The sequence below is a fragment of the Aminobacter sp. MDW-2 genome (assembly GCF_014250155.1).
Taxonomy (GTDB): domain Bacteria; phylum Pseudomonadota; class Alphaproteobacteria; order Rhizobiales; family Rhizobiaceae; genus Aminobacter; species Aminobacter ciceronei.
Genome location: NZ_CP060197.1, coordinates 472,807 through 493,355 on the forward strand (window position 1 = coordinate 472,807; position 20,549 = coordinate 493,355).

At 57.2% G+C, this 20,549-nt stretch carries 17 protein-coding genes; 3 read left to right on the top strand and 14 right to left on the bottom strand.

Features of this window, described 5'->3' with window-relative positions:
• Nucleotides 1-44: 44 nt before the first annotated feature.
• Entirely contained in the window at nucleotides 45-389 is a 345-nt protein-coding gene (locus tag H5P29_RS02365) for an HU family DNA-binding protein (protein WP_348640620.1), read from the top strand.
• 226 nt (nucleotides 390-615) lie between these two features.
• On the opposite strand, the gene H5P29_RS02370 is transcribed toward H5P29_RS02365, so the two are convergent.
• On the bottom strand, nucleotides 616-777 hold the full coding sequence (locus tag H5P29_RS02370) for a hypothetical protein (RefSeq protein ID WP_154385792.1): 162 nt from the start codon (nucleotides 775-777) through the stop codon (nucleotides 616-618).
• 567 nt (nucleotides 778-1,344) lie between these two features.
• On the opposite strand from H5P29_RS02370, the gene H5P29_RS02375 reads away from it, so the two are divergent.
• Nucleotides 1,345-4,692 carry a DEAD/DEAH box helicase gene (locus H5P29_RS02375; RefSeq protein WP_154385791.1) on the top strand — a complete coding sequence of 1,116 codons (3,348 nt, stop codon included), beginning with the start codon at nucleotides 1,345-1,347 and terminating at the stop codon, nucleotides 4,690-4,692.
• 153 nt (nucleotides 4,693-4,845) lie between these two features.
• Here the strand turns inward: H5P29_RS02375 and H5P29_RS02380 are convergent, their stop codons facing one another.
• From H5P29_RS02380 to H5P29_RS02435, 13 genes are all read right to left on the bottom strand, one after another.
• Entirely contained in the window at nucleotides 4,846-5,883 is a 1,038-nt protein-coding gene (locus H5P29_RS02380; RefSeq protein ID WP_154385790.1) for a hypothetical protein, read from the bottom strand.
• Between the two features lies 1 nt (nucleotide 5,884).
• Nucleotides 5,885-6,103 (bottom strand): KTSC domain-containing protein, encoded by a 219-nt coding sequence (locus tag H5P29_RS32405; RefSeq protein ID WP_246340899.1) that lies wholly within the window; start codon nucleotides 6,101-6,103, stop codon nucleotides 5,885-5,887.
• Between the two features lie 5 nt (nucleotides 6,104-6,108).
• Nucleotides 6,109-8,013 (bottom strand): ATP-binding protein, encoded by a 1,905-nt coding sequence (locus H5P29_RS02385; protein WP_246670801.1) that lies wholly within the window; start codon nucleotides 8,011-8,013, stop codon nucleotides 6,109-6,111.
• Nucleotides 8,000-9,202, bottom strand: a complete 1,203-nt coding sequence (locus H5P29_RS02390) for an SIR2 family protein (RefSeq protein ID WP_154385789.1) — start codon at nucleotides 9,200-9,202, stop codon at nucleotides 8,000-8,002. Before H5P29_RS02390 ends, H5P29_RS02385 begins: the two co-directional genes overlap by 14 nt.
• A 472-nt stretch (nucleotides 9,203-9,674) precedes the next feature.
• The gene (locus tag H5P29_RS02395) at nucleotides 9,675-10,421 is read right to left on the bottom strand and encodes a Crp/Fnr family transcriptional regulator (RefSeq protein ID WP_182575121.1); all 747 of its coding nucleotides are present in this window, start codon (nucleotides 10,419-10,421) and stop codon (nucleotides 9,675-9,677) included.
• Nucleotides 10,422-10,529: 108 nt separating this feature from the next.
• Complete coding sequence (locus H5P29_RS02400; protein ID WP_154385787.1) at nucleotides 10,530-11,264, bottom strand: sulfite exporter TauE/SafE family protein; 735 nt, start codon at nucleotides 11,262-11,264, stop codon at nucleotides 10,530-10,532.
• Nucleotides 11,265-11,350: 86 nt separating this feature from the next.
• Nucleotides 11,351-12,280 (bottom strand): methylenetetrahydrofolate reductase, encoded by a 930-nt coding sequence (locus H5P29_RS02405; RefSeq protein WP_154385786.1) that lies wholly within the window; start codon nucleotides 12,278-12,280, stop codon nucleotides 11,351-11,353.
• Between the two features lie 11 nt (nucleotides 12,281-12,291).
• Nucleotides 12,292-13,110, bottom strand: coding sequence for an ABC transporter ATP-binding protein (locus H5P29_RS02410; RefSeq protein ID WP_154385785.1), 819 nt, complete (start codon nucleotides 13,108-13,110; stop codon nucleotides 12,292-12,294).
• Nucleotides 13,110-14,375, bottom strand: a complete 1,266-nt coding sequence (locus H5P29_RS02415) for an ATP-binding cassette domain-containing protein (RefSeq protein WP_154385784.1) — start codon at nucleotides 14,373-14,375, stop codon at nucleotides 13,110-13,112. The genes H5P29_RS02410 and H5P29_RS02415 overlap by 1 nt, the downstream gene beginning before the upstream one ends.
• 12 nt (nucleotides 14,376-14,387) lie before the next feature.
• Nucleotides 14,388-15,185: an ABC transporter permease gene (locus H5P29_RS02420; RefSeq protein WP_154385783.1), complete on the bottom strand. Its 798-nt coding sequence runs from the start codon at nucleotides 15,183-15,185 to the stop codon at nucleotides 14,388-14,390.
• A complete protein-coding gene (locus H5P29_RS02425) occupies nucleotides 15,182-16,132 on the bottom strand; it encodes an ABC transporter permease (protein ID WP_154385782.1) in 951 nt (316 codons plus the stop codon). Before H5P29_RS02425 ends, H5P29_RS02420 begins: the two co-directional genes overlap by 4 nt.
• Nucleotides 16,133-16,200: 68 nt before the next feature.
• On the bottom strand, nucleotides 16,201-17,379 hold the full coding sequence (locus tag H5P29_RS02430; RefSeq protein ID WP_154385781.1) for an ABC transporter substrate-binding protein: 1,179 nt from the start codon (nucleotides 17,377-17,379) through the stop codon (nucleotides 16,201-16,203).
• 23 nt (nucleotides 17,380-17,402) lie between these two features.
• Complete coding sequence (locus H5P29_RS02435; RefSeq protein WP_154385780.1) at nucleotides 17,403-18,290, bottom strand: 3-methyl-2-oxobutanoate hydroxymethyltransferase; 888 nt, start codon at nucleotides 18,288-18,290, stop codon at nucleotides 17,403-17,405.
• A 426-nt stretch (nucleotides 18,291-18,716) separates the two neighbouring features.
• On the opposite strand from H5P29_RS02435, the gene H5P29_RS02440 reads away from it, so the two are divergent.
• On the top strand, nucleotides 18,717-20,501 hold the full coding sequence (locus H5P29_RS02440) for a SulP family inorganic anion transporter (RefSeq protein WP_182575120.1): 1,785 nt from the start codon (nucleotides 18,717-18,719) through the stop codon (nucleotides 20,499-20,501).
• Nucleotides 20,502-20,549 lie beyond the last annotated feature (48 nt).

The following is a 20,549-nucleotide window of genomic DNA, read 5'->3' on the forward strand; positions in this document are numbered from 1 at the left end:
TTCGAACGAAGGTTTGCGGCGGATTGCGTCTTGGGGCGATGACAGTGCGGAATCGCCTGTGGCATAAGGCCCCCCGTCGAACCAACGCAAACAGAGGGATGGAAACGATGGCTGTAAACACGATCGATATTGCCGAACGCCTTGCGGATGCGCATGGCATGTCGAAAACCCAAGCGAAGACGGTGGTCGAGGATGTGCTGAAAAGCATTGCAGAGGCCGCCGCCAAGGGCGAAGAAATCAGCCTCAACGGGTTCGGCAAGTTCAAGGTGCAGAACAAACCGGCACGTGAGGGACGCAATCCGTCAACTGGCGCCACGATCAAGATAGCGGCTTCGAAGAAGGTGTTCTTCCAGCCGGCAAAGGCGCTCAAGGATGCCGTAAACGGCTGATCGTCCGTATGAACGATGATACGCCTCGACTGTAGCGAGGCGGGGTCATCCGGGACGATGGTCGCCAGGCTACGACTATCGAAGTGTTGTCGATAGCCTCTCACTTGCTGCCGTTCCAAATGTAATGTTGTCGAGGTCCCCGGCCGCGCCAATGGCGCGGCCGGAAAAATTCACGGGGCTGACTGAAAGCTGACCGGAACCGTGTCGCTGCTCCGGCCATTGCGGCTCACTCGGCGGCGACGTTGAAGGGCTCACCCTCCGGGGCCCCGGCACCACCATCGGCCAGCGCAACATTTTCCGCGTCCGGCTCGGGGGCTTCCGGTGCCAGTTCAACGTCGTTCGCCGATTTGGCGTCTGCGCCTTGCTCGTCCTGCAGTTTGCCGAACACTGCCGGTTTTTGGGTCCGCATGACGGCGGGAAGCCATCCTCCGTTCCGGCAAGAAGCCGCTCGGCGGCTAAGGTGAGGCGCAGTTCCGATCAGGGGCCGATTGCGGACAGTCTGAATTTGGGAAGGACCTAGTAGTAACCTGCCACTCGAGGTTAGTCTGTTTCTGCACCCTGCCGGCAGGTGCCCCAACCGCCCCAAGGAGAGGTGCGGAACGCTCCCGCGCCTCAGCCCACTTCAGCCTCGCTCTAAGACCAAGCCGTTAGTATGCCCGTTCCTTGTTTCGTCCTGACGTTACCCCCGAGAACGCGTCCGATCATCTTTTGAAGATCACCCTTGGACTGATCTTGTTCTAGCCACCACGGCGACGTGTGGATGTCGAGCGGGGACACGCCGTCGCACGCGAGGTGTCTAGGACACAATGATAGCGTGGGGCCTCTCGGATAATCATTTGAGCGAGGGCTGCTGTCGGCATGTCTGACGAAAAATCACTGTGTAACTCGTGGGCGGGTGCGGACTAAAATAGGTCGAGACGCTAATAGTATTGGTCGCGGATGACCGGTGTGCCACATGATCGATATTTTCGCCGAGCAGCAGACCATCAAATTCCCCGAGCGAGTTTCATGCATCACGCGCATCGGCGGGAACGTCGTCTACAGGCTGGCTCACGGCGAACGGGAAATCTCGTGTTCGATGCTCTCATCTGCCGGAGCGCGGGGCCAGCGATTCTGGAAAGTCGACGCTCCTGGCTTGGGCGTCATCGCGGTCGTAGACACGCCGACGACTTCGCTGCTTGGCTGTGACGCCGTCCTGCGGGTGCCTAACATCAACAGTTCCGCCAACGTCGCGCTCGGTGCGGCGGGAGAGGAAGCCCGCTGGATATTGCCCAATCCACGGAAGGCACCGCCCGGTCCAGCCGTATCGGTCGTCGTGGACTCGTGGTCTCGCAAGCTGGCGTTGAAAGAAGAAGTCGTTCACACCGGGCAACGGCTGCAGCCGGGATTCCGGCCACCGCAGTTGGGCGCTATCTTCGCCGTCAAGGCGCACTGGAGCGTGTCAAAGCAGGCGGCGACCCTAGTGCTGCCGACCGGAACAGGCAAAACCGACACGATGGCTGCGCTGCTGGTGTCGGAGAAGATAGAGCGCCTCCTCGTGATCGTGCCGTCGGACGCGCTGCGCCGACAGATCGCTCTAAAATTCGCGCGACTAGACGTATTGAAGGCCGCCGGCATAGTGCCAGCGGATCTGATGCATCCGACCGTTGCCGTCCTCTCAAAGGCACTGAAATCCGCAAAAGACGTTGACGACCTCACCGACCAAGCCCAGGTCATCATCGCTACGATGAGTGTGCTGACTGCAATGTCGGCCGACTTGCGCGGCCAGCTTGCCGGGCGGGTCACGCATCTCTTTGTGGACGAGGCTCACCACATCGGCGCCAGCACCTGGCGGGACTTCAAGGCGCTGTTCACCGGCAAGATCGTGCTGCAGTTCACCGCAACGCCATTCCGGAACGACGGACGGCGGGTTGACGGGAAGTTCATATATGTCTACCCGCTCAGGCGCGCGCAAGCTGACGGACTATTCACCTCGATCAACTTCGTACCCGTCCACGCTTCGGGCAAAGAACAGGCCGACGGACTGATCGCGCGAAAGGTGGGTGAGCAGCTGAAGGCAGACGCGGCCGCTGGGTTTGCGCACCTTGCCATGGCAAGAACCAGCAATGTGGAGCGCGCGGAAGCTCTGCACGGCCTCTACGCGCGGCTTCTCCCGGAATACAATCCTGTTCTGATCCACAGTCACATGTCAGCGCCGTTGCGGGCCAAGGCCCTATCCGAGCTACGTTCCGGCGCCTCTCGTATCATCGTGTGCGTGGACATGCTGGGCGAAGGATTCGACCTGCCGGATCTCAAGATCGCCGGGCTTCACGACCGTCACCGCAGCGAAGCCGTAACCTTGCAGTTTGTCGGCAGGTTCACACGGATACGCAGCGACCTCGGCTCGGCAACCGTCATTGCCAACATCGAGGCTGGCGACGCGACTTCCTCGCTCAACGCACTCTTTGCCGAGGATTCAGACTGGAACCGCATCCTTTCGGTGATAGGGCATAACCGCACCAAACGCGAACAGAGCCGCGAGGACCTTTTTGCAGGCTTCCCTGACGCGGACGTTGCGGCCGAGACGTTTCCATTGGAGAGCATTGAACCGCGGTTCAGTACGGTCGTCTATCAGACCGACTGCATCGAGTGGACGCCGGAATCTGCCGAGACGGTTGCGAGCCAATGGTCAACGATCGTCGAGACACCGGCCCTCAACGCGGAACACAGGCTCCTGCTGTATGTCCGACGGGATGAGGAGCGCTTACGCTGGACGACCGTAAAGTCAGTCCGCAACGTGTATTATAACCTAGTGATGGCGCACTGGGATCCGGAGCTGAAGCTGCTCTTCATCCACGGATCTGATCTGGCCGACTTGCATGCCGACCTGGCAAAGGCGCTGGCCGGCCCCGGTGTGATGCGGATCACGGGTGAGGACGTATTCCGGGTACTACACGGGTTCCGGCGCCTCATGCTGACCAACCTCGGCCTCAGTGAGACCCAGCGGAAGCCGGTTCGATACTCGCAGTTCATGGGTTCGGATATAGCCGACCAGTTGGATACCCTTCCTGGCAACCGTTCGCGGAGCAAGACCAACCTCTTTGGGCTCGGCTACATCGACCTGGAGACCATTGATGATGATGGCCAGGTCATCGGCAGGCACGCGTCGAAGGAGACGATCGGCTGTTCGCGCAAAGGGAAGTTCTGGTCCTATCGGACATCCAACAGCTTCTCCGAGTGGATCGACTGGTGCCACGACCTCGGCCGGAAGCTGCTGAATACCTCGATTACCCCTGAGACCATTCTCCGCAACGTCGTTCGTCCGCAACGCCTGACCTCCCTCCCTGCCAAAAAAGTCCCCATCGGGATCGCCTGGCCGGAGGAGTTCCTCGACACGTCGGAAGAGAACCTTCAGTTGGTGCTAGAGGACAGCGAGCACCCGTTCTTCAACTGCGAGATCGAACTTGCCGGACACGACATTGGAGACGCCATCCGCTTCAACGTGCTCGGTGGGGCAAGGTCGGCCAGCTACGAACTGAAGATCGGAAGCGGTGGTGCCGTATTTACCCAGACCGAGGGGCGCACGGTAATCGTCAGGCGCGGCAGGACCCGCAAGGAGCGCCCGCTCGTCGATGTATTTCACGAAGATCCGCCTCACATTTATTTTGCCGACGGCGACGTACTCATCGCGCCGGACATCCTAGTGCTGCCGAGGGAGTCGCGTCCGGCATTCGACACCGGCAAGATCGAGTCCATCGACTGGAGCGGTGTCAACATCAAAGCTGAATCGCAGGGATCTGCCAAGAAGGCCGGAACCGTTCAGCGCCATGTGATCGAGCGCTTGCTCGCGAGCGCAACACCCTACGACATCATCTTCGACGACGATGGCACCGGCGAGGTCGCCGACGTCGTGGCCATACGACGCAGCGGCCGGACGCTGCTGATCGACCTGTTCCATTGCAAGTATTCCGCCGGGACCGCACCGGGCGCCCGCGTCGAGGACCTCTATGAGGTTTGCGGTCAGGCGCAGAAGTCCGTCCGCTGGGCGGAAAGGTTCAGAGACATGCTGAACCATCTCCGTCAGCGTGAGCTCGAGAGGGTGTCGTCTGGCCAGCCGTCGCGCTTTGAGAGAGGCACAATGGCAGTTCTACTCGGTATGATCGGGCAAAGCCACGACATGCATGCAGAGTTCGCTGTGACACTTGTCCAGCCAGGTTACTCGCGCAGGAAGGTCGCAGCAGAACATCTGGAGTTGCTGTCTGCGACAGAGGCCTATCTTATGGAGACTTGGAGAATGCCTCTCCGAGTGTGGGCGAGCGCCTGAGCCGCATACTATCACGTCGTAGGGGGCGACGAGGATGCCCCCAGCGGCGGCGATGGAGCCGCAAAGCCGGCCGGGCAAATATTGCCTGAAAAAGGGGCCGATTGCAGACAGTCAGCTCTCGGTCGCGACAAGCGGATAGGGGCGCTGTCCACGTCAAGAGCAAAGATCTCCTATTTCCCGCTCGACTAAACGGAAGCGCTCCTTGACCTCTTCGCCCGCGTAGAAGGCAAGCATATCCTCCTTTGTGAGGGTACCCTCGGCGAGGAACTTGATGAGGTAGCGCTGATTGAATTCGGCGAGTAGGATGCCCTTCTCGATCTGCGCGAGGATCTGCTTCATATTGTCGATATTGGCGGTGACGAGATGCTTCACCAGTGCCATGTCGCGCGCATCCTTGATTAGCCGATTGACGATGATCTTGAGGACATCGGTGTCGAGCTCGATTGTCTTTGCGTTCAGAGCGATGTCGCGCGCTAGCATGTAGGCGATGGCAAGGTTGCGATAATCACCCTTCTGCGAATCGATGATCGCGATTAGGCCGATACCGGGCAAGAACTTCAGATCCTGAACCGCAACCAGGATGCTGCTATCGACGAGCGATGCGTCGAACACGATGATGCCAGCCTGGCCGTCGCGATTCGCTTGTGCTTCGAGGAGTTGGCTCCAGGCCGTATCCGCTTTCTTCGTGAAGATGTCCTTGGTCCGGATGTCGCCAAGACGGATACTCTTGTCGAACTTGCACTCGATCGCGATCCGTTTGCCGCTGTCGCCGGCCAGATGGCAGACGATGTCGCCCGTCTTATTCCTACGGATCGCACCGGCCCGGTCGCCGGTCAGCTCGATGCGGTCAGCAATCTTCTGGCGAGCTAAAAACTCGGACAGGAAGTCGGCGATGTCGGTTTCAGCGAGCACACCCTTGACCGCGGACCGATAGAAAAGCTCCTTCTTCATGTCGAAGATAAGCTTAAGACTTTCGAGCTCGGTGCCGAGCTCGTTCGCGGTTCTCGAAAGGAAGCTCGAGAGCCGGTCCTCCATCAACGCTAGGACGCCGATATAGAGCGCCTTGTGAAGCTGCTCGTCGCGCTCGGCAGCCGGAGCTTTGTTGAAGAATTCGAACAAGATCTTGTTGTCGACCTCGAATGCACCAAACTGAACGCGAGTATTTTTCTGATCGAGGCTGACAAGAGGCATATTAGACCCGGCTGTAGCGATAATGACCCTTGATGGTCGATGCAAGGAAAGTTCCCTTCGATCCGGCTTGATCGAAGGCTTGGGCAATCTGCGGAGGCACCTCAAAATAGTGATAGCGGGTGCTGTTGTGAAACTCGATCTCGAGCAGCAGCCGATCTTCATCGTAGCGGATTGCGGCGATGTTCGATGAGGTGAAGGGAGCGAAATCCTGCCAGGCCATATGTTTTACTCCTTCTTGGGCGGGGTGGGGACCGGGTTCTGCTGGAGCCAAGTCTCGACAAAATAGCGATAGTCCGCGGCGATGTGCATTTGCAGGTTCCAACCGCCTGGCGTCATCGAATCCTCGGGCGCGGCTTCGTCACAGATCAGTGGATCCTGACTGTCGGGGCGACGATCGCGAGGTGGCGCCTGGATCATTGTCCGCATGGGGAGCCTTACCGCTTCGCCGAGGATGATGGCTTCGCCGGTGCGTAGCACCGGCAACATGCTCGTCAAACCTTCGAGGTTGTCGGAGAGAGCGCTGGTCACATGTGAGCGGTCGGTGGCGTTGCTCAACCGCATCGCAAAGAAGGTCCCGCATTGTGACAGGATCGTGGGATTGATCTCGGCCGGGCGCTGGCTAACGATCATCGCGCCGATCCCATATTTGCGCCCTTCCTTGACAATGCGCTGGGTCGCGATCGAGGCCGCGCTGCTGCCATCGTCGCCAAGGTAGCTGTGCGCCTCCTCCATCACGACGAGCAGCGGGCGTTCGCGCCCGCCTTCCGAGAGGTTCCGCGCCCAAAAGAGACCATCGTAAAGGACACGCAAGATGCTGCCGATGATGTCGTTCGTCACCGTCGAGGGAATGCCCGACAGATCGAGGATCGTGATCGGCTTGTCACTGCCGAGCCATTGCCCGACGAGCTCGGCGAGCGTCTTAGTCGTCGTGCCGTCGAGCTCGGGATGCCAATCGCCGGCCTTCAGCAGGAAGTCGTAGCGCGCGACGCGAAGCCGGGCGCCGAGCGCCTCAAGCGGCCCCCGGATGTTGAGGACGTCGGGGAGCCAATTTATCTTCTCCGGATCGGAGGCGACATTCTTGACCTTGCGAAAGCGCGGTGGAACCGCGGCCTGCGCATCCCCGACGATCTTCGCGCCCAAAGGATCGCATTCATAGGCCCAGGTCGCCTGATCTGACGGGTTCGCGCCGCTGGCGCTGAGATAGGTTCCGAACTCGCGGCAATAGAGGTCATGCCAGAGTTTGTTCAGCGAGAAAGGCACCGGGCTATCGGCGGTGATGCTGGCGGGATCGACACCGGCGATCGGCTGCGCCGTCAGGCTTGCGATCTTAGCTTCGAGTATCTGCTCGAGGATGATGTTGCGCGCTTTTCCATCGGGCGGAAGGCTTCCGAAGGTCACCCGCATGAGTTCGTCGAAGCTCAGCGCCCAGAATGGGATGCACAGCCGGTGCTCGTTGATGTTGCGGACATCCGGGCTGATCTTAAAGATGTTCGCACGGTCGCCAAGCGCCTTGGCATATTCTCCGTGAAGGTCAAGGACGACGATTCGCGCGGAGGGGAAGCGGCTCTCATCCGACAGGACGTTGAGGAGTCCGGCCACCGTCGTCGACTTGCCCGAGCCGGTCGTTCCCACCACAGCGCTGTGGCGCGTGACGAGCTTGTTCACGTCGACCAGCGCGTCGATCGACTCGCTTCCCGCCACATGGCCGACGCGGACCAGATGGTTCTGCTTGTCCGATCGTCCATAGATCGCCTGGAGGTCGGCCTCGGAGACAAGATGAACTTCATCCTCGAAGGTTGGGTACTGCGAGATTCCGCGTTGAAATCTGCCAGTCCGATAGCCTTCGCCGATCAGCTGGACTGTCATCCAGCGCAGCCCATTGGGCATGGAGAGCGCCGCCTTTTCCGGCACCGCACTGGCACCGACCTGCGAGACGATCCCATAGAGATCGACATAGCCGATCGGGATTTTGACGAAGCTGCCGATCTGACCGATCTTATGACCTTGGCCGTGGACAAAGCTCAGGCCCGAAAATCGGTCCGAGGTCAGGGTCACGCTGACCGACGTGCCGCTGACGTCTTGAACCGTTCCGATGACGGTCGCCCGATCAGCGCGATCAGGCCGCAACATCGCTCACACCTTCACCGGAGAGGCCACGCAACAAAGTGCCGAGTGCTGCGAAATCTCCGAGCCGCAAGGTAACATTGTCGCCATCTCTCACGAGAATGCTGGGCGGAAGCAAAAGATCATCCGATCCGTCGGCAGTCCAATCGCCCGGTGTGCGACCAATGATAGCTTTGTCGAAACCTAACAAGCTGAGATTGGGATTCGACAGCGCGCACTGGCGGGCGAGTTTGTAGTTATCTGACTCTAGTTCGCCGAAAACGCAGGCAAAGACATGTGCGGTCGGATTGGCCTCGAGGCTACGGCAGATCACGTCGTTGATATGCTCGTCAGCGAAAGAATAGCCGCAAATGAACAGCAGCGCGGATGGAGCGAGCAGGAAAGCCTTGAGACGGTCGAGCATCGCTAGATAGGGCATCTTGCGGCTCTGGTCATATTTGAGGTGCGACGGGTAGATCAGATAGCTCTGCTTGTCGGTCTTTTCGTCGGTTCGAACAACGTCGGTCTCATTTTCAAGGCGCCAGTTGAGCGAGCCGTGGATCTTCCAGAGCCGGGTCCACCGCGGAGGCAACAGGCCCTCATCCTCGACCGCGCCCAAATCGAAGAACGCCTTTCGCGCACCGATAAAACCGTCGAAATAGGGCGCCGAACTTTCCTCAAGCGCCTGCTCCATCAGCAGGTCATAGTTAGTAGTAAAGAGATGAACGGGCCGCTCTCGGCGGATCGAACGGCTCCAGATCGCGAGATTATGATAGGGGGTGTCCCTGGTCGGAAGCGAGCGAGTGACCTCTTGTGAGATGACCTTGCAGACCTCAGTATCGAGCGCGGTGAGTTCGGCCCTTGTAAGACCGCGCACATTCCCGCTGCCGGCAACGCTCGCGAATACGCGAATGCGGCTGAGCAGGAGCTCAATATTGCCGCTTTCGCCGCCATCGTCTTTAACGATCTGAACTATTTTGTCCCAGCTTTTGGGATTTTCGGGTTTTCCACTCGAAAGTGACTTGGCGATTACCTTCGTCAATCCGGCAACATCCCAGATCAGCGGGTCGGTAACGGTTTTCCCGTCCTCCTCGCGGTGATTGACGCGGATCGACAGGGGGCAGCCTGCGCCGAGGAAGAAGCCGATCGGCTTTCGGTTCTGAGAAAGGGCTTGCTGAATAAAGCTGATTTGACGAGCTGGATCATGTTTATGCATCTTGCCCCCTTTACAGACGCTCTCGTCCTGATCGGCATCATTTGGCCTTTATCATCTACTCGAACAACCCTGTGAAGTTAAAACGTACGAATTTCCGGTGTTCCAGACGACCTACATACCCGCTCCTCATCGAGGAATACGGCTACGCAATGCGCAAAGGGATGCCGGCAACTTGCGGGGAGCTGCCAAATCTAGTGGCCGCTTTTAGGGTTCAGCGCCTCTCTGCCGAACGACCGTGTAGAAGGCGCAAAGCGGACCCGCCTTTGTGCACGCAATTCTACGCTAGAGCACTCTCGGCCCCTAAGTCGAATTTACATCGTCTCGGAAATGGGCGCAGATTGAACTAGCAAGGCAGAGATTGAGAACGCCAACTCAGCCGAATGAGCTATGCAATGACATTGCGCCGAAGACGAAGAACGCGAATCGCCACACCAGCGCGTTGGAAAATGACTCGTGTTCGATGGCAGAAAGTCTACAGTATACTACCGCCGTCAGTCATTTCGGCATCTTCAACGCAAGTCCGCAGCCGCTCCACGCTTGGGATGTGAATGGTTCTCTTCTCTATCCTAATGATTCCGCTCCGAGACAAGCTCTGCAAGACCTCGGTAACTGTCTGACGCGTGCATCCGACCATGTCGGCCATTTCCTGTTGTGAAATGCGGGCCCTGATCGCCACTTCATTCTTATTCGTCCACTGTCCACAACTCTCTGCCAAACGCAGGAGCAGACGGCCCACCCTCAGATTTGCTCGTTGGGTTACCTCGGCCATCGCATCGCATGCCAGCCTTAGACGACCACCCATGAGTTTGATCACATTGAGAGCCAGCCTCGGATGGTTCCCGACCAATTCTTCAAATTGCGTGCGTCGCAATAGCGCAATTTGAGAATCCTCCACGGCCCTGCTATAGACACCCTGCCTAAGGCTGCCAGAAATGCCGCCCGCACCGAATAGATCACCGGGGACGCAGAACCAGAATATAGTGACATTTCCAGTGGCTGTGATGTGCTCAACTTTAACTAAGCCGGCGACAACATAATACAGATGGTCAGCTAGTTCGTCGGCAAGGCAAACATGCTCACCTCGCGCGAAGCCGCGCATTTTCGCACAATTAAAGAATTCTCGCCGCGTCTCGGATGGCGTGCCGTCGAAAAGATTGACCGGGCGCCAATACCATGGTGCTTCGTTGTCGAAATCCGAGTGCACAACAGCTTGACTCATCCACGCCACTCGAACTTCACTAGAACGCTGCAGACAACAGCATTCCGAATGCATCTCATGCAATCCAATCCAAGTCGCGCTGCATAACAACCACGAACGCAAGCTCTACTAGCCTAAAAGCGCGACCAATCCACTCAATAGCATAAATCCTAGCACTGTGCGGCGGAAAAGTTTTTCGCTCAAGAACGAGAAGCAGTGGCTGCCGAGCCATATTCCGAGCAGGTAAGGCGCGGCCAATGCGAGCGCGTTGAGGGTGACTGCTGCCGTTAGTGCACCCCCATACCAGGGTAGTACAAGTGCTGCCGCCGAGACGGCGCTAACATATGCAACGAGATTGGCGCGGGTTACATCGTGATGGTCGGGGCCTGAGAGAAGATACAGGATGACGGGAGGGCCTCCCATGCTGGTCGCGCCGAACAAAACTCCACTGAAACCTCCCAGAATCGCTGAAGTCGTGCCACGAGGCGGCCCATCGTAGCGAAACCCGACCATGAGGAGCAGGCTGAATATCACCACAGTAGTCGCGATCAAATATCTGATGATATTCGCGTCGAGAATAGTCAGCAGGAGACCACCGACAGGGGCGCTCAACAAGGCCGGGATTCCGACGAAGGCAAGCGTACGAGGGTTCAGCCGAGGCCAAATCGAACGGATAATCGCCAGTACAGCGATCGACTCCAGAAATAAGGCGTACAAGACAGCTTGGACGGGCCCGACCAACAAACTGAGTGGCGGGGCCATGAACATCGCCCCGCCAAAACCAGTAACGCCGCGTACTAGGCCGGCCACCGCTACGATGGCTACCACGCTTGCGATTGGCAAGTTCATCAGATTCTGGAACAAGATGACATTTTCGCCGTAGGTTCACTGCTGCTTTAAAATAAACGTGTCCGACTACTTGGCCGTTGGCCCAGCTTGAGGCCAGGGATTCAACAAACGTCCGGGAGGCCCACTTCCCGCGTAAAGCGGGCGTTCCATTCAAGGACCTTATCAATGCCGCCAAGTGGGAAGAAATGTGAGACGGCGATTTTGCTTCCTGGATTTGCAGCTTTGTGATGAGCAATGCCATTCAGGAACTCTTCCGGCGTAAAGGGTAACATCATACGCGTCACATCCGCAGCTCGCCGGTGAAGCACGCGAATGCTCGGTCCGATACCGCAATGGAGAGCGTAGCGGATCAAGGTCTGCAACTTTGCAGGTCCAGGCACTCCAATGTGGATCGGAAGTCGGATGCCTTCCGCGGACAATCGTTGTGCCCATTCGATCACCGGTTGGCTGTCGAATGAGAATTGTGTGACAATTGCCATATCCACCCCAGTCTGTTCGGAAAACTCCTGCTTCCATCTCAGTGCAGCAAGCGTATTTTTGTCCGTCCCATCTGGGTCGATGTCACGATTGCCCTCGGGATGCCCTGCCACATGCAGACGATCGAACCCTGCCTTTTGGAACACCCCAGTCGCCATCAACTCTATGGAGGAACTGAATTCGCCCACCGGATGATCAACGCCGCCGCCAATCACTAGGGCTTGATGAACTCCTGCCTCATTCTTGTAACGGGCGACCCAGTCGGAAAGCGTTTGCCGATCCTTCACCAGCCGTGCAGGAATATGCGGCATAGGCTCAAATCCGGCATCCGTTAGGCGCCGAGCTGTACTTACCATGTCGACAATATCAGTCCCTTGGATGTAAGCGATATACACTCGACTGCGGGCAGGAAGCCCTTCTGAGCGTTCCAGGAGTCTACCGACTGTCTTAGGCAGAACCTCGACCGAAAACCCATTGAGGAGTCCAGAAATGTCGGCAGGCGCTGTAGGTTCGGCGGCAGACTTCCGTTCAAACAAGCTTTTAATGATCTTCATGTATCTTGCCCCTAAGCCGCAGCGGGTGTTTGATCAAAGGCTTTCAGGGCCTCGTTGTAGAGGAGATCGAGCGCCTGTTCCTTGATCCGGCCATAGGTGGCAGAGGTCAGCATCTGGAAGTTGCGCGGTCGCGGCAAATCCACATCGATCACGGTCTTCACAACTGTCGGCTTGTAGCTGAGAACGACTAGCCGATCCGCCAGGAAGATCGCTTCATCAATTTCCGACGTAACAAACAAGGTCGTCATGCGATGCTCATCGAAGAGCTTCAAGTAGTATTCCTGCATCAGTCCGCGAGACATATGATCTAGGCCGCGGAATGGCTCATCGAGTAACATCAATTTGGGTCGGGTGATCAGAGCACGGGCAACTTCTGCACGTCGCTGCATGCCGCCTGAGATCTGAGTTGGGTAGCGATGCTCGAAACCGGCAAGTCCGACGGTGCGCAATAACGCGCCTGCTTCTCGTTCGGCAGCAGCTTTGGCCTCGCCCGCTTGAACCGGCCCGTAAGCAACATTTTCCTGCAAAGTCATCCAGGGGAACAGCGCCGTTTCCTGGAAGACGACGATGCGATCGGCATTCGGACCATTAACCGGAACGCCGTCTAGTCGGACTTGCCCCAGCGTCGGGGTTTCGTACCCAGCGATTAGCTTTACCATCGTGCTCTTGCCGCAGCCCGACGGTCCGAGAAGAACAGTCAGACTTCCGGCCGGGACTTCGAAGCTGCAATCCTTGAGGACGATTTCGAGATCGTTCCCAGATGACGAATAAACCTTGCCAACGGAATCAACGACACAATGGCCACCTGATGTGGCTGAAGATTTTGTCATTATGCCATCTCCCTTTCACCAGCCTCGAAGGCTTTCACCGCTTCTTCATGAACAGCGCCGATCGCATTCTCCTTCAGCTGGAGGAATTCCGGCTGACCCAAGAGTTCAGTCGGCCGCGGCCTGGGCAAATCAACGAAAATCGTTTGCTTAATGCTGCCGGGTCTCGTCGTCATGACCAAGACACGGTCGGCGAGGTAAATCGCCTCTTCAAGATCGTGGGTAATGAAGAGGATCGTCTTCCTCTCCATCTCGTAAATTTCCAGAAGCGCGTTATGGACAACCGTCTTGGTTAGCGCGTCGAGGCCCCGGAATGGCTCGTCCAGTAGGATGACACGCGGGTCATTCATCAACGCTCGCACGATCTCGACACGACGACACATGCCGGATGACATATCCGTGGGATAGAGGTTTTCGACTTTGCTCAGGCCGACCCGAGCGAGCAGTTCACGCGCCTTCTGGATCGCCTGATGCTTGTTCATCTTCTTTTGTACGATCGGCCCACGGATCATGTTCTCCAATACTGTCGCCCACGGAAACAGCGCTCCGTGTTGGAAAACAACGATGCGATCTGGGCCGGGTTGGGCTTTCATAGTGGCGGAGTTGATGCATTGGCCATCCAGATAGATTTCTCCGGAGGTAATCGTGTCAAAGCCGGCTACAGCGTTCAGCAATGTTGACTTGCCGCAACCCGATGGGCCGACAATGGCGCAGAATTCGCCCGGGCGAATCTCGACCGAGCAACTATCGACAGCTACCACCGACTTGCCGAAAGGATCGTAGACCTTCTGCACGCTACGGATGGACAGCCAGCCACGGCGCCCCACGATATTGCGCTCATGGCCGGCAAACGCACGGACCAGACCCTGCAACGTGTTCAACCCGGGCTCGCCATGAGCCCGGCAGCGTGCCTGGAACCACTTACCGTCGATCGCGAGAACCCTGGTCGGCTCGTCGCATCGCGCCGAAATAATACGGATCGGCATGCCTTCCACCGCTGCACCCCAGCCAAATAACTGGCCTGGTGCCGTGGTTTCCCTAGCGATGGCAAACTGCTCCTCGGCCGCCTGAACTTCCGGGTGGGACACATGCCCGTTGACCAGAACATAGAAGTAGATTGACGGATCACGCCGGCTGAAGACCACCTCGCCTTTGGCAAAGCTCAGTTCTTCGGCGGCTTCAGCAAGCTCTTCCAGCAACTTGGCTGGCCCCCGTCCGAGATGAATGTTCGCGCGCAACAGCGAGACACGTTCATGAGTGCTCAACATCTTCCCGCCTCCTTATTTCTGCCAGGGGGTGGCGATTTGGCCGACCCAGCGCATCATCCAACTGCAGGCCATGCCTGCCAGTCCGATGCTCAGCATGCCGAGCACAATTCCAATCATCGAATGCGTCATATACGAATCCCACGTCATGTAGCCGAGACCGTTAGTGCCCGACGCCATCTCGGCCGCGATCACCACTTCCCAAGTGATGCCGATGGCAATAGCGAGACCCGTGAATAGCGATGGTAGCGCGCCTGGAACCAGAATTCGCCGGAACAAGGCGCCGCGGCTGGACCCTAGCGATAAAGCTGCTTGGACATAGCGACGGTCAACCTTGTCTATACCTGCCAGCACATTCAGGAGGATCGGAAAGAAGGCACCGATGAAGGTCAGGAACGCCATCGTCATCTCAGAGCTCGGCCAGAAGAGAATGGCGAGCGGGAGCCAGGCGAGAGGCGGGACCGGGCGCATAACCTCGAATAGTGGGAAGATGGCAGCGCGCAGCCTGGTGCTCATACCCATGAGGACGCCGATTACGATGGCTGAAATCGCGGCTATGCCGAAGCCGACGAAAACCCTGCGGCTACTGTCGATCCAATTCTGCCAGTAGCCTGTCTGTGCAATCTCCTCAGGAATACCCTCCGCAAGCTCAATCGGAGAGGGGATAATCGCCATCCACCCCAGCCATCTTGCGATCTGCCAGACGGCAAAGAAGGTGACTATACCGGCCAATCCTTGCCACAGAACCGGTGAGCGCAAGCGCCGTGACCAGTGCGCCAAACTGAAAAGTTTAGAGTCCCAAAGCCTGGTCATTGTGAATTCCTTCCCTTGGACTGCCAAGCCATCAGCCGGTCGCCCAAGCGCCGGATCGCTGCGCTGGATGCGTATCCGAGGATGCCGAGCGTAATCATACCGATGACGATGTTGGGCAATGCGACCTGCATGTAGGCGTCGAAGATCAGAAAACCCAAGCCGGATCTGCCGGCAATCATCTCGCCGCCAACCAGTGAGAACCAGGACACGCCCATGGCAATCTGCAAGCCAGTGAATACGAACGGCATCGACCCCGGGACAATGACGCGGGTGAGCACGTCCAACCTAGTGTAGCCGAGACAGCTTGCCGCTCGGAAATAGTCGTCATTGATGGACCAGACACCGAGGACAGTGTTCAGAACCGTCGCGAAGAAAGCTGCGAGCAGCGTCACGAAGACGACGGGTGTCTCAACACCGGGCAGGATGAGTACGGCGAACGGCACCCAGGCTAGTGGCGGGATCGGGCGTAGAAGTTCGACAATTGGAAAGAAGAAATTATGAAACGCTCGGCTCCAACCAAGGAGGATGCCGAGCGGTACGCCGGCAAGCACCGCAATCGCGAACGCCAGAAAAACCCGGCGCATGCTGACGAGGATGTGCTCATAGTAGATCGGCGTGAATATCGATACGCCATGCGTCGGTTCCCTACTCATCCACTCTGAAAAGACCAGAACCGGTGACGGCAGGAAGTTGAAGCGAGGCAATTTCAGCAGATCCGTAGCCAAATACCAAGCGACCAGGAACACTGCAAAGCCCAGTGCGCCATACCGCAGGGAAGAGCTTCTGAGAAGCCGTCCAACCTTGCCCTGACTGCTTCCGTTTTTCTGTCGAAAGGCTTCAATCAGCGCTGCTTCGCGGTTTCCGTTGTCCGCACCGGCGACAGAAAAGATGATACTGCTGGGGCTCGCGCCAGTCGCGGCGAGCTGAGTAACTGTTTGCGTTTGCATCTCGATTGTTCCCATCTCAGGCTGGCGAGATCGACAGTTGATCTCGCCGCCATTTTCCGCCAGGTGCCTTAGCTTTTGACCAGCTCGTCACCCTTGAAAGGATTGGTGCCCATGTCACCATCCTTGATGACGAAGAGAGGTTGGCTGGGGTCGAGGCCAAGTTCCTTGAATGCCTCGGTAACGAGATCATCTTGGATGGCCTTGGGATCGAATTGCGGTTCGACCACGACTTTGATTTCGTGCAGGAAGTCGTGCCCGCGCTGCAGAAGGTCTCTGACATCCTTGGTGAAACTCATAGCGCCTACGAGCACGGTGTCGCTTGCGCCAGTTTCCTTTGGCAGATTGCCGTAGATCGCGTGCCAGAGGTTTTCTCTGGTGTAGCCAGGCAGCTCCTTCTTCACCATCTCGATCGTCTCGATTGGGTGTTCCTTGAGAAAATACAGAGCTTCAATGTTCGCCTTGAGCCAGGCTTTAGCGACATCTCGATTGGATTCGATGAAGTCCTGCCGCATTACGACGGCATTGGCATCTAGTTCACCATACGGATTGGACGAGATCGCATACTTGGCATAGCCGTCGAAAACAGCCTTAGACGAATGCGGCTCGTAGACGGCAGCGGCGTCAATCTTTCCGGCTTGCAGGCTGGTGACCACGACTTCGGCCTGCATCTGCTGCCAGGTCACGTTAATACCTTCGTGCTTTACTATCACTTGCGCTAGGCGGTCAGCACAGCTTCCCCGGGGCACGCCGATAGTCTTCCCCTCTAGCCACTTGATGGCGTCTTTGTAGTTGGTGAACTCAGGCGCGCCCTTTCCGAGAATAAGATGGCCACACATACGCCCCGGCGAGATGGTGTTTACGGCTACCAGATTGACAGGAGCGATGTCGCGCTTGGTGGTCGACACAATAGCGGGGTTGTCACCGATGTAGCCGATCTGCTGCTTACCGCTCAGGAGATCCGTGATAACCGGGGGGCCTTGCAAGTTGCGCTGCCAAGTGACCTGGCTGCCGGCAGGCAGCCACTTCTCCCACAGACGCGTCTCCTTCATGACGACCGTGTCCCAGGCTCCGGTCCACGCTAGCCAGTAGTTTGAGCGCAAGTTGACTGCATCACCGGCCACTTGGGTTTGCTGCGCAACGATTTTCTCATAACTTGATTGCTGCGTGCCGCCGGCAAACGCTTCAGAACCAGCGATGCCGGCTGACAGCAAGACTGCAGCAATGTAGGTGCGAACTATATTCTTCATTTTGTCTCCTCCCAAGACAAGAACTAAATGACGGATTTTAGACTGGTTTTTCTTCCGTACGACTCCATGAACTTCTCGAACTCCCCCTCGTTCATTCGAAACGAGTCGCCCTCTGCGGGATAACTTCCGTCGACAACGGCGGCCTTGTATTTTGTGATTCCTTCCTCAAGCAGCGGCTGGACATTAGTAAAGCTGCGCCTGTTCTTTGGCATAGGGAAGGCACTGTATCCAACCACGTCGCCTGCGATGTGGTATATGCCGTCTGCGTTTGTGCCGCCGCCTAGCGTGATCACTGGAACATCCAAGCGACTGGCGAGGAACTCGGCCAATTCGGCGGGCACCTGTTCCAAGATGAATGCGAATACGCCAGCTTCAACGAATGCTTCCGCATCATCGAGAATCTTGCGGGCATCCTCGGCAGTCCGGCCTTTCACACCGAAACCGCTTTGTTCTACGCGGCGCGACGCCTGCATGCCGATATGACCCATGACTGGAATGCCAGCACGCACGATCTCAGCGACATACTCTGCAGTATAACGGTTACCCTCGCATTTTACGGCATGAGCACCACCCTCGGCCACGAGGCGACCAGCGTTACGAACCGCATCTTCCTTCGAAGAGTGGTAAGTTAGATAAGGCATGTGCGCGACGATGAGGCCATACTTCGTGACGCGGCTGACCGCCTGGGTCATAAACAGCTGCTCTTCGAATTTGACCGTCGTGGGATCGGCATGGCCAAACAACGACATTGGACCCGCGTTTCCGATAACAAGTAGATCGAAGCCGACTTTGTCAGCGATGGCGGCGAGTGGCGCATCGTAGACGCCGATCGAAGTAATCCGCTCGCCGCGCTTTTTCTTGTCGTGCAAATTGTTGAGGGTCACCCGTTTTCTGGTAACAGGCACATCCATATCCGCTTCCTCATTCTTGATTGACCAAAGGTTGGCTGAATTCAGTGAGGGGTAGGGTGACGCAGGTTGCGGGTTGCATCTGTCGGCCCGCCGACAAAAGCACGATACGACTGCAATTTTTCATTAGATATTACGCCGCAACGTCATGGCCCCAGCAGGAGCATACGGTCGGCCGCATGAAGCTTTCAGGCAAAATCATTGCGATTGTCGGCTCGCCGACAGTGGACGTGCCCAGAGCCACGTAACGTTAAACCTAACTGAAAGGCTGGTCTGACCCCATAACGGGCAGTCGGCTTCAACCGCAACACCGCGGCATTACTTGCCGCGAACCACCTTCCTTCCCGTCGCCAGATCTTGGAAGGTAAAGGGTCGCTTGAGCTTTGGCTCGATGGATGAATGATGCGAAATATTGCGGATCGTCGCTGGATGAAGTCGCTCTTTCCATTCCTGGACTGGATGCGCCTTGTCGATAAGCGCACTCTGCAAGCTGATACGTTCGCAGGCTTCACCAATGCGGCGGTGGTTTTGCCCCAGGCCATTGCGTTCGCCGCAATTGCGGGCCTACCACCAGAATATGGGCTCTACTCCGCCGTCGTGATTCCGATTGTGGCTGCGCTCTATGGGAGCTCATGGCATCAGATTTCAGGGCCGTCCACAGCCATTTCACTCGTCGTGTTTGCAACATTGAGTCCTGTATATCAGCCCGGAAGTGCTGAATTCATAGCAGCCGCCATGACCGTCAGCCTTCTTGTCGGCGCGTTCCAGTTCCTGCTTGGAATCGCGCGCCTCGGCCAGTTGATGAACTTTGTTTCCCCGTCGGTGATGATGGGGTTTACCGCTGGCGCCGCGGTCCTGATAGGACAAAGCCAAATCGCCACCATCATGGAAGGCCTAACCACAAATCTTGAGCACGACCGATTGTCGAATCTCGACTCCCTAGTCTTTATCGCTAAGGCAAACTACAGCCTGATCTTGGTCGTTCTGGTGACGCTCGTTTCATCGATATTGCTGCGGCGGCTGTTGCCAAAGTGGCCCAGTCATCTGATTGCTCTGATACTTGGTGGCGCAGTTGCCTACCTCATGCATGCGCGAGCACATGGCGTTGAATTCGTGGAACCGATAACCTTCCACCTCCCACCATTTCGCATCCCAGAATTTTCCGCTGAGGAGCTGCGATCGCTGGCGCCGGGGTCATTCGCGATCGCTTTAATCGGCCTTCTGCAGACTGTCTCGATCTCAAGAGCCATTGCAGGACGCTCGCGTCAACATATCGACACGAACCGGGAGATCATCGGCCAGGGGCTATCAAATCTCGTCGGTTCGCTTTTTTCTTCTTATGCCGGATCTGGTTCGCTAACGCGAAGCGGTTTGAATTATGATTGCGGAGCAAGGACCCCGCTCTCGGCGATATTGTCGTCACTTTTTTTGCTCGGGATGATAGCATTCATTGCACCGCTGGTGCACTACCTGCCTATCCCGGCAATGTCCGGCCTCATCATCCTGATTGCATGGCGACTGGTTGAATTCGAAAAGATCAGCCATGTACTTCGCACAAGCCCGCCCGAGTCCATGGTGCTTGTCTGTACCTTTCTTGCGGTTCTGTTCCTGGAGATGGAATTCGCCATATTTTTGGGCGTGATCCTGTCGCTGTGCTTCTTCCTGCGCAGGACCATGCAAACTGATGTGCCGTTATGGGTTCCCAATCCGAAGAATCCACACCGGAGCTTCGCCAATGCCGAGAGAGCCAAGCTGCCGGAATGCCCGCAGGCAATCTTCTCACGTCTTCAAGGCCCGCTCTATTTCGGAGCACTGGAGGGGCTACAACGACAGTTCCGTCGCCTGGAACAGACCCGGCCTCATCAGACTCATATGGTGATGGGCATCGACGGGAACATCGGTATGGACCTTTCAGGTGCGGAGTTTCTCATCGAAGAGGCCAAAAGACGTAAAGCGCGTGGCGGCGGCCTTTATCTCATCGTCAAGTATCCCCGGTTGCGTCAACAGCTTTCCACGTATCGGGTAGCGAAGGAAATTGGTCGAGGGCACGTATTTCGCCGCAAGAGTGAGGCTATTCCAGGTGTCGTGCGCCACCTCGACCCAGTCATTTGCGCTGCATGCAGGAACCGGATTTTTCTTGAGTGCCCGAAAGTGCCAGCGTCAATAACCCAACAAACGAGCCAACCTTTGTCAGAAGTCGCAGTGAGTGCATGAGCCCGCTTCGCAACGAACTTTCACGCCAACCAAAACAGATTAGGCAGG

Coding starts and splice junctions, on each gene's coding strand:
- H5P29_RS02375 (WP_154385791.1), top strand. CDS start 1,345: ATGATCGATATTTTCGCCGAGCAGCAGACCATCAAATTCCCCGAGCGA.
- H5P29_RS02380 (WP_154385790.1), bottom strand. CDS start 5,883: ATGCCTCTTGTCAGCCTCGATCAGAAAAATACTCGCGTTCAGTTTGGT.
- H5P29_RS32405 (WP_246340899.1), bottom strand. CDS start 6,103: ATGGCCTGGCAGGATTTCGCTCCCTTCACCTCATCGAACATCGCCGCA.
- H5P29_RS02385 (WP_246670801.1), bottom strand. CDS start 8,013: ATGTTGCGGCCTGATCGCGCTGATCGGGCGACCGTCATCGGAACGGTT.
- H5P29_RS02390 (WP_154385789.1), bottom strand. CDS start 9,202: ATGCATAAACATGATCCAGCTCGTCAAATCAGCTTTATTCAGCAAGCC.
- H5P29_RS02395 (WP_182575121.1), bottom strand. CDS start 10,421: ATGAGTCAAGCTGTTGTGCACTCGGATTTCGACAACGAAGCACCATGG.
- H5P29_RS02405 (WP_154385786.1), bottom strand. CDS start 12,280: ATGAAGATCATTAAAAGCTTGTTTGAACGGAAGTCTGCCGCCGAACCT.
- H5P29_RS02410 (WP_154385785.1), bottom strand. CDS start 13,110: ATGACAAAATCTTCAGCCACATCAGGTGGCCATTGTGTCGTTGATTCC.
- H5P29_RS02415 (WP_154385784.1), bottom strand. CDS start 14,375: ATGTTGAGCACTCATGAACGTGTCTCGCTGTTGCGCGCGAACATTCAT.
- H5P29_RS02420 (WP_154385783.1), bottom strand. CDS start 15,185: ATGACCAGGCTTTGGGACTCTAAACTTTTCAGTTTGGCGCACTGGTCA.
- H5P29_RS02425 (WP_154385782.1), bottom strand. CDS start 16,132: ATGCAAACGCAAACAGTTACTCAGCTCGCCGCGACTGGCGCGAGCCCC.
- H5P29_RS02430 (WP_154385781.1), bottom strand. CDS start 17,379: ATGAAGAATATAGTTCGCACCTACATTGCTGCAGTCTTGCTGTCAGCC.
- H5P29_RS02435 (WP_154385780.1), bottom strand. CDS start 18,290: ATGGATGTGCCTGTTACCAGAAAACGGGTGACCCTCAACAATTTGCAC.
- H5P29_RS02440 (WP_182575120.1), top strand. CDS start 18,717: ATGAAGTCGCTCTTTCCATTCCTGGACTGGATGCGCCTTGTCGATAAG.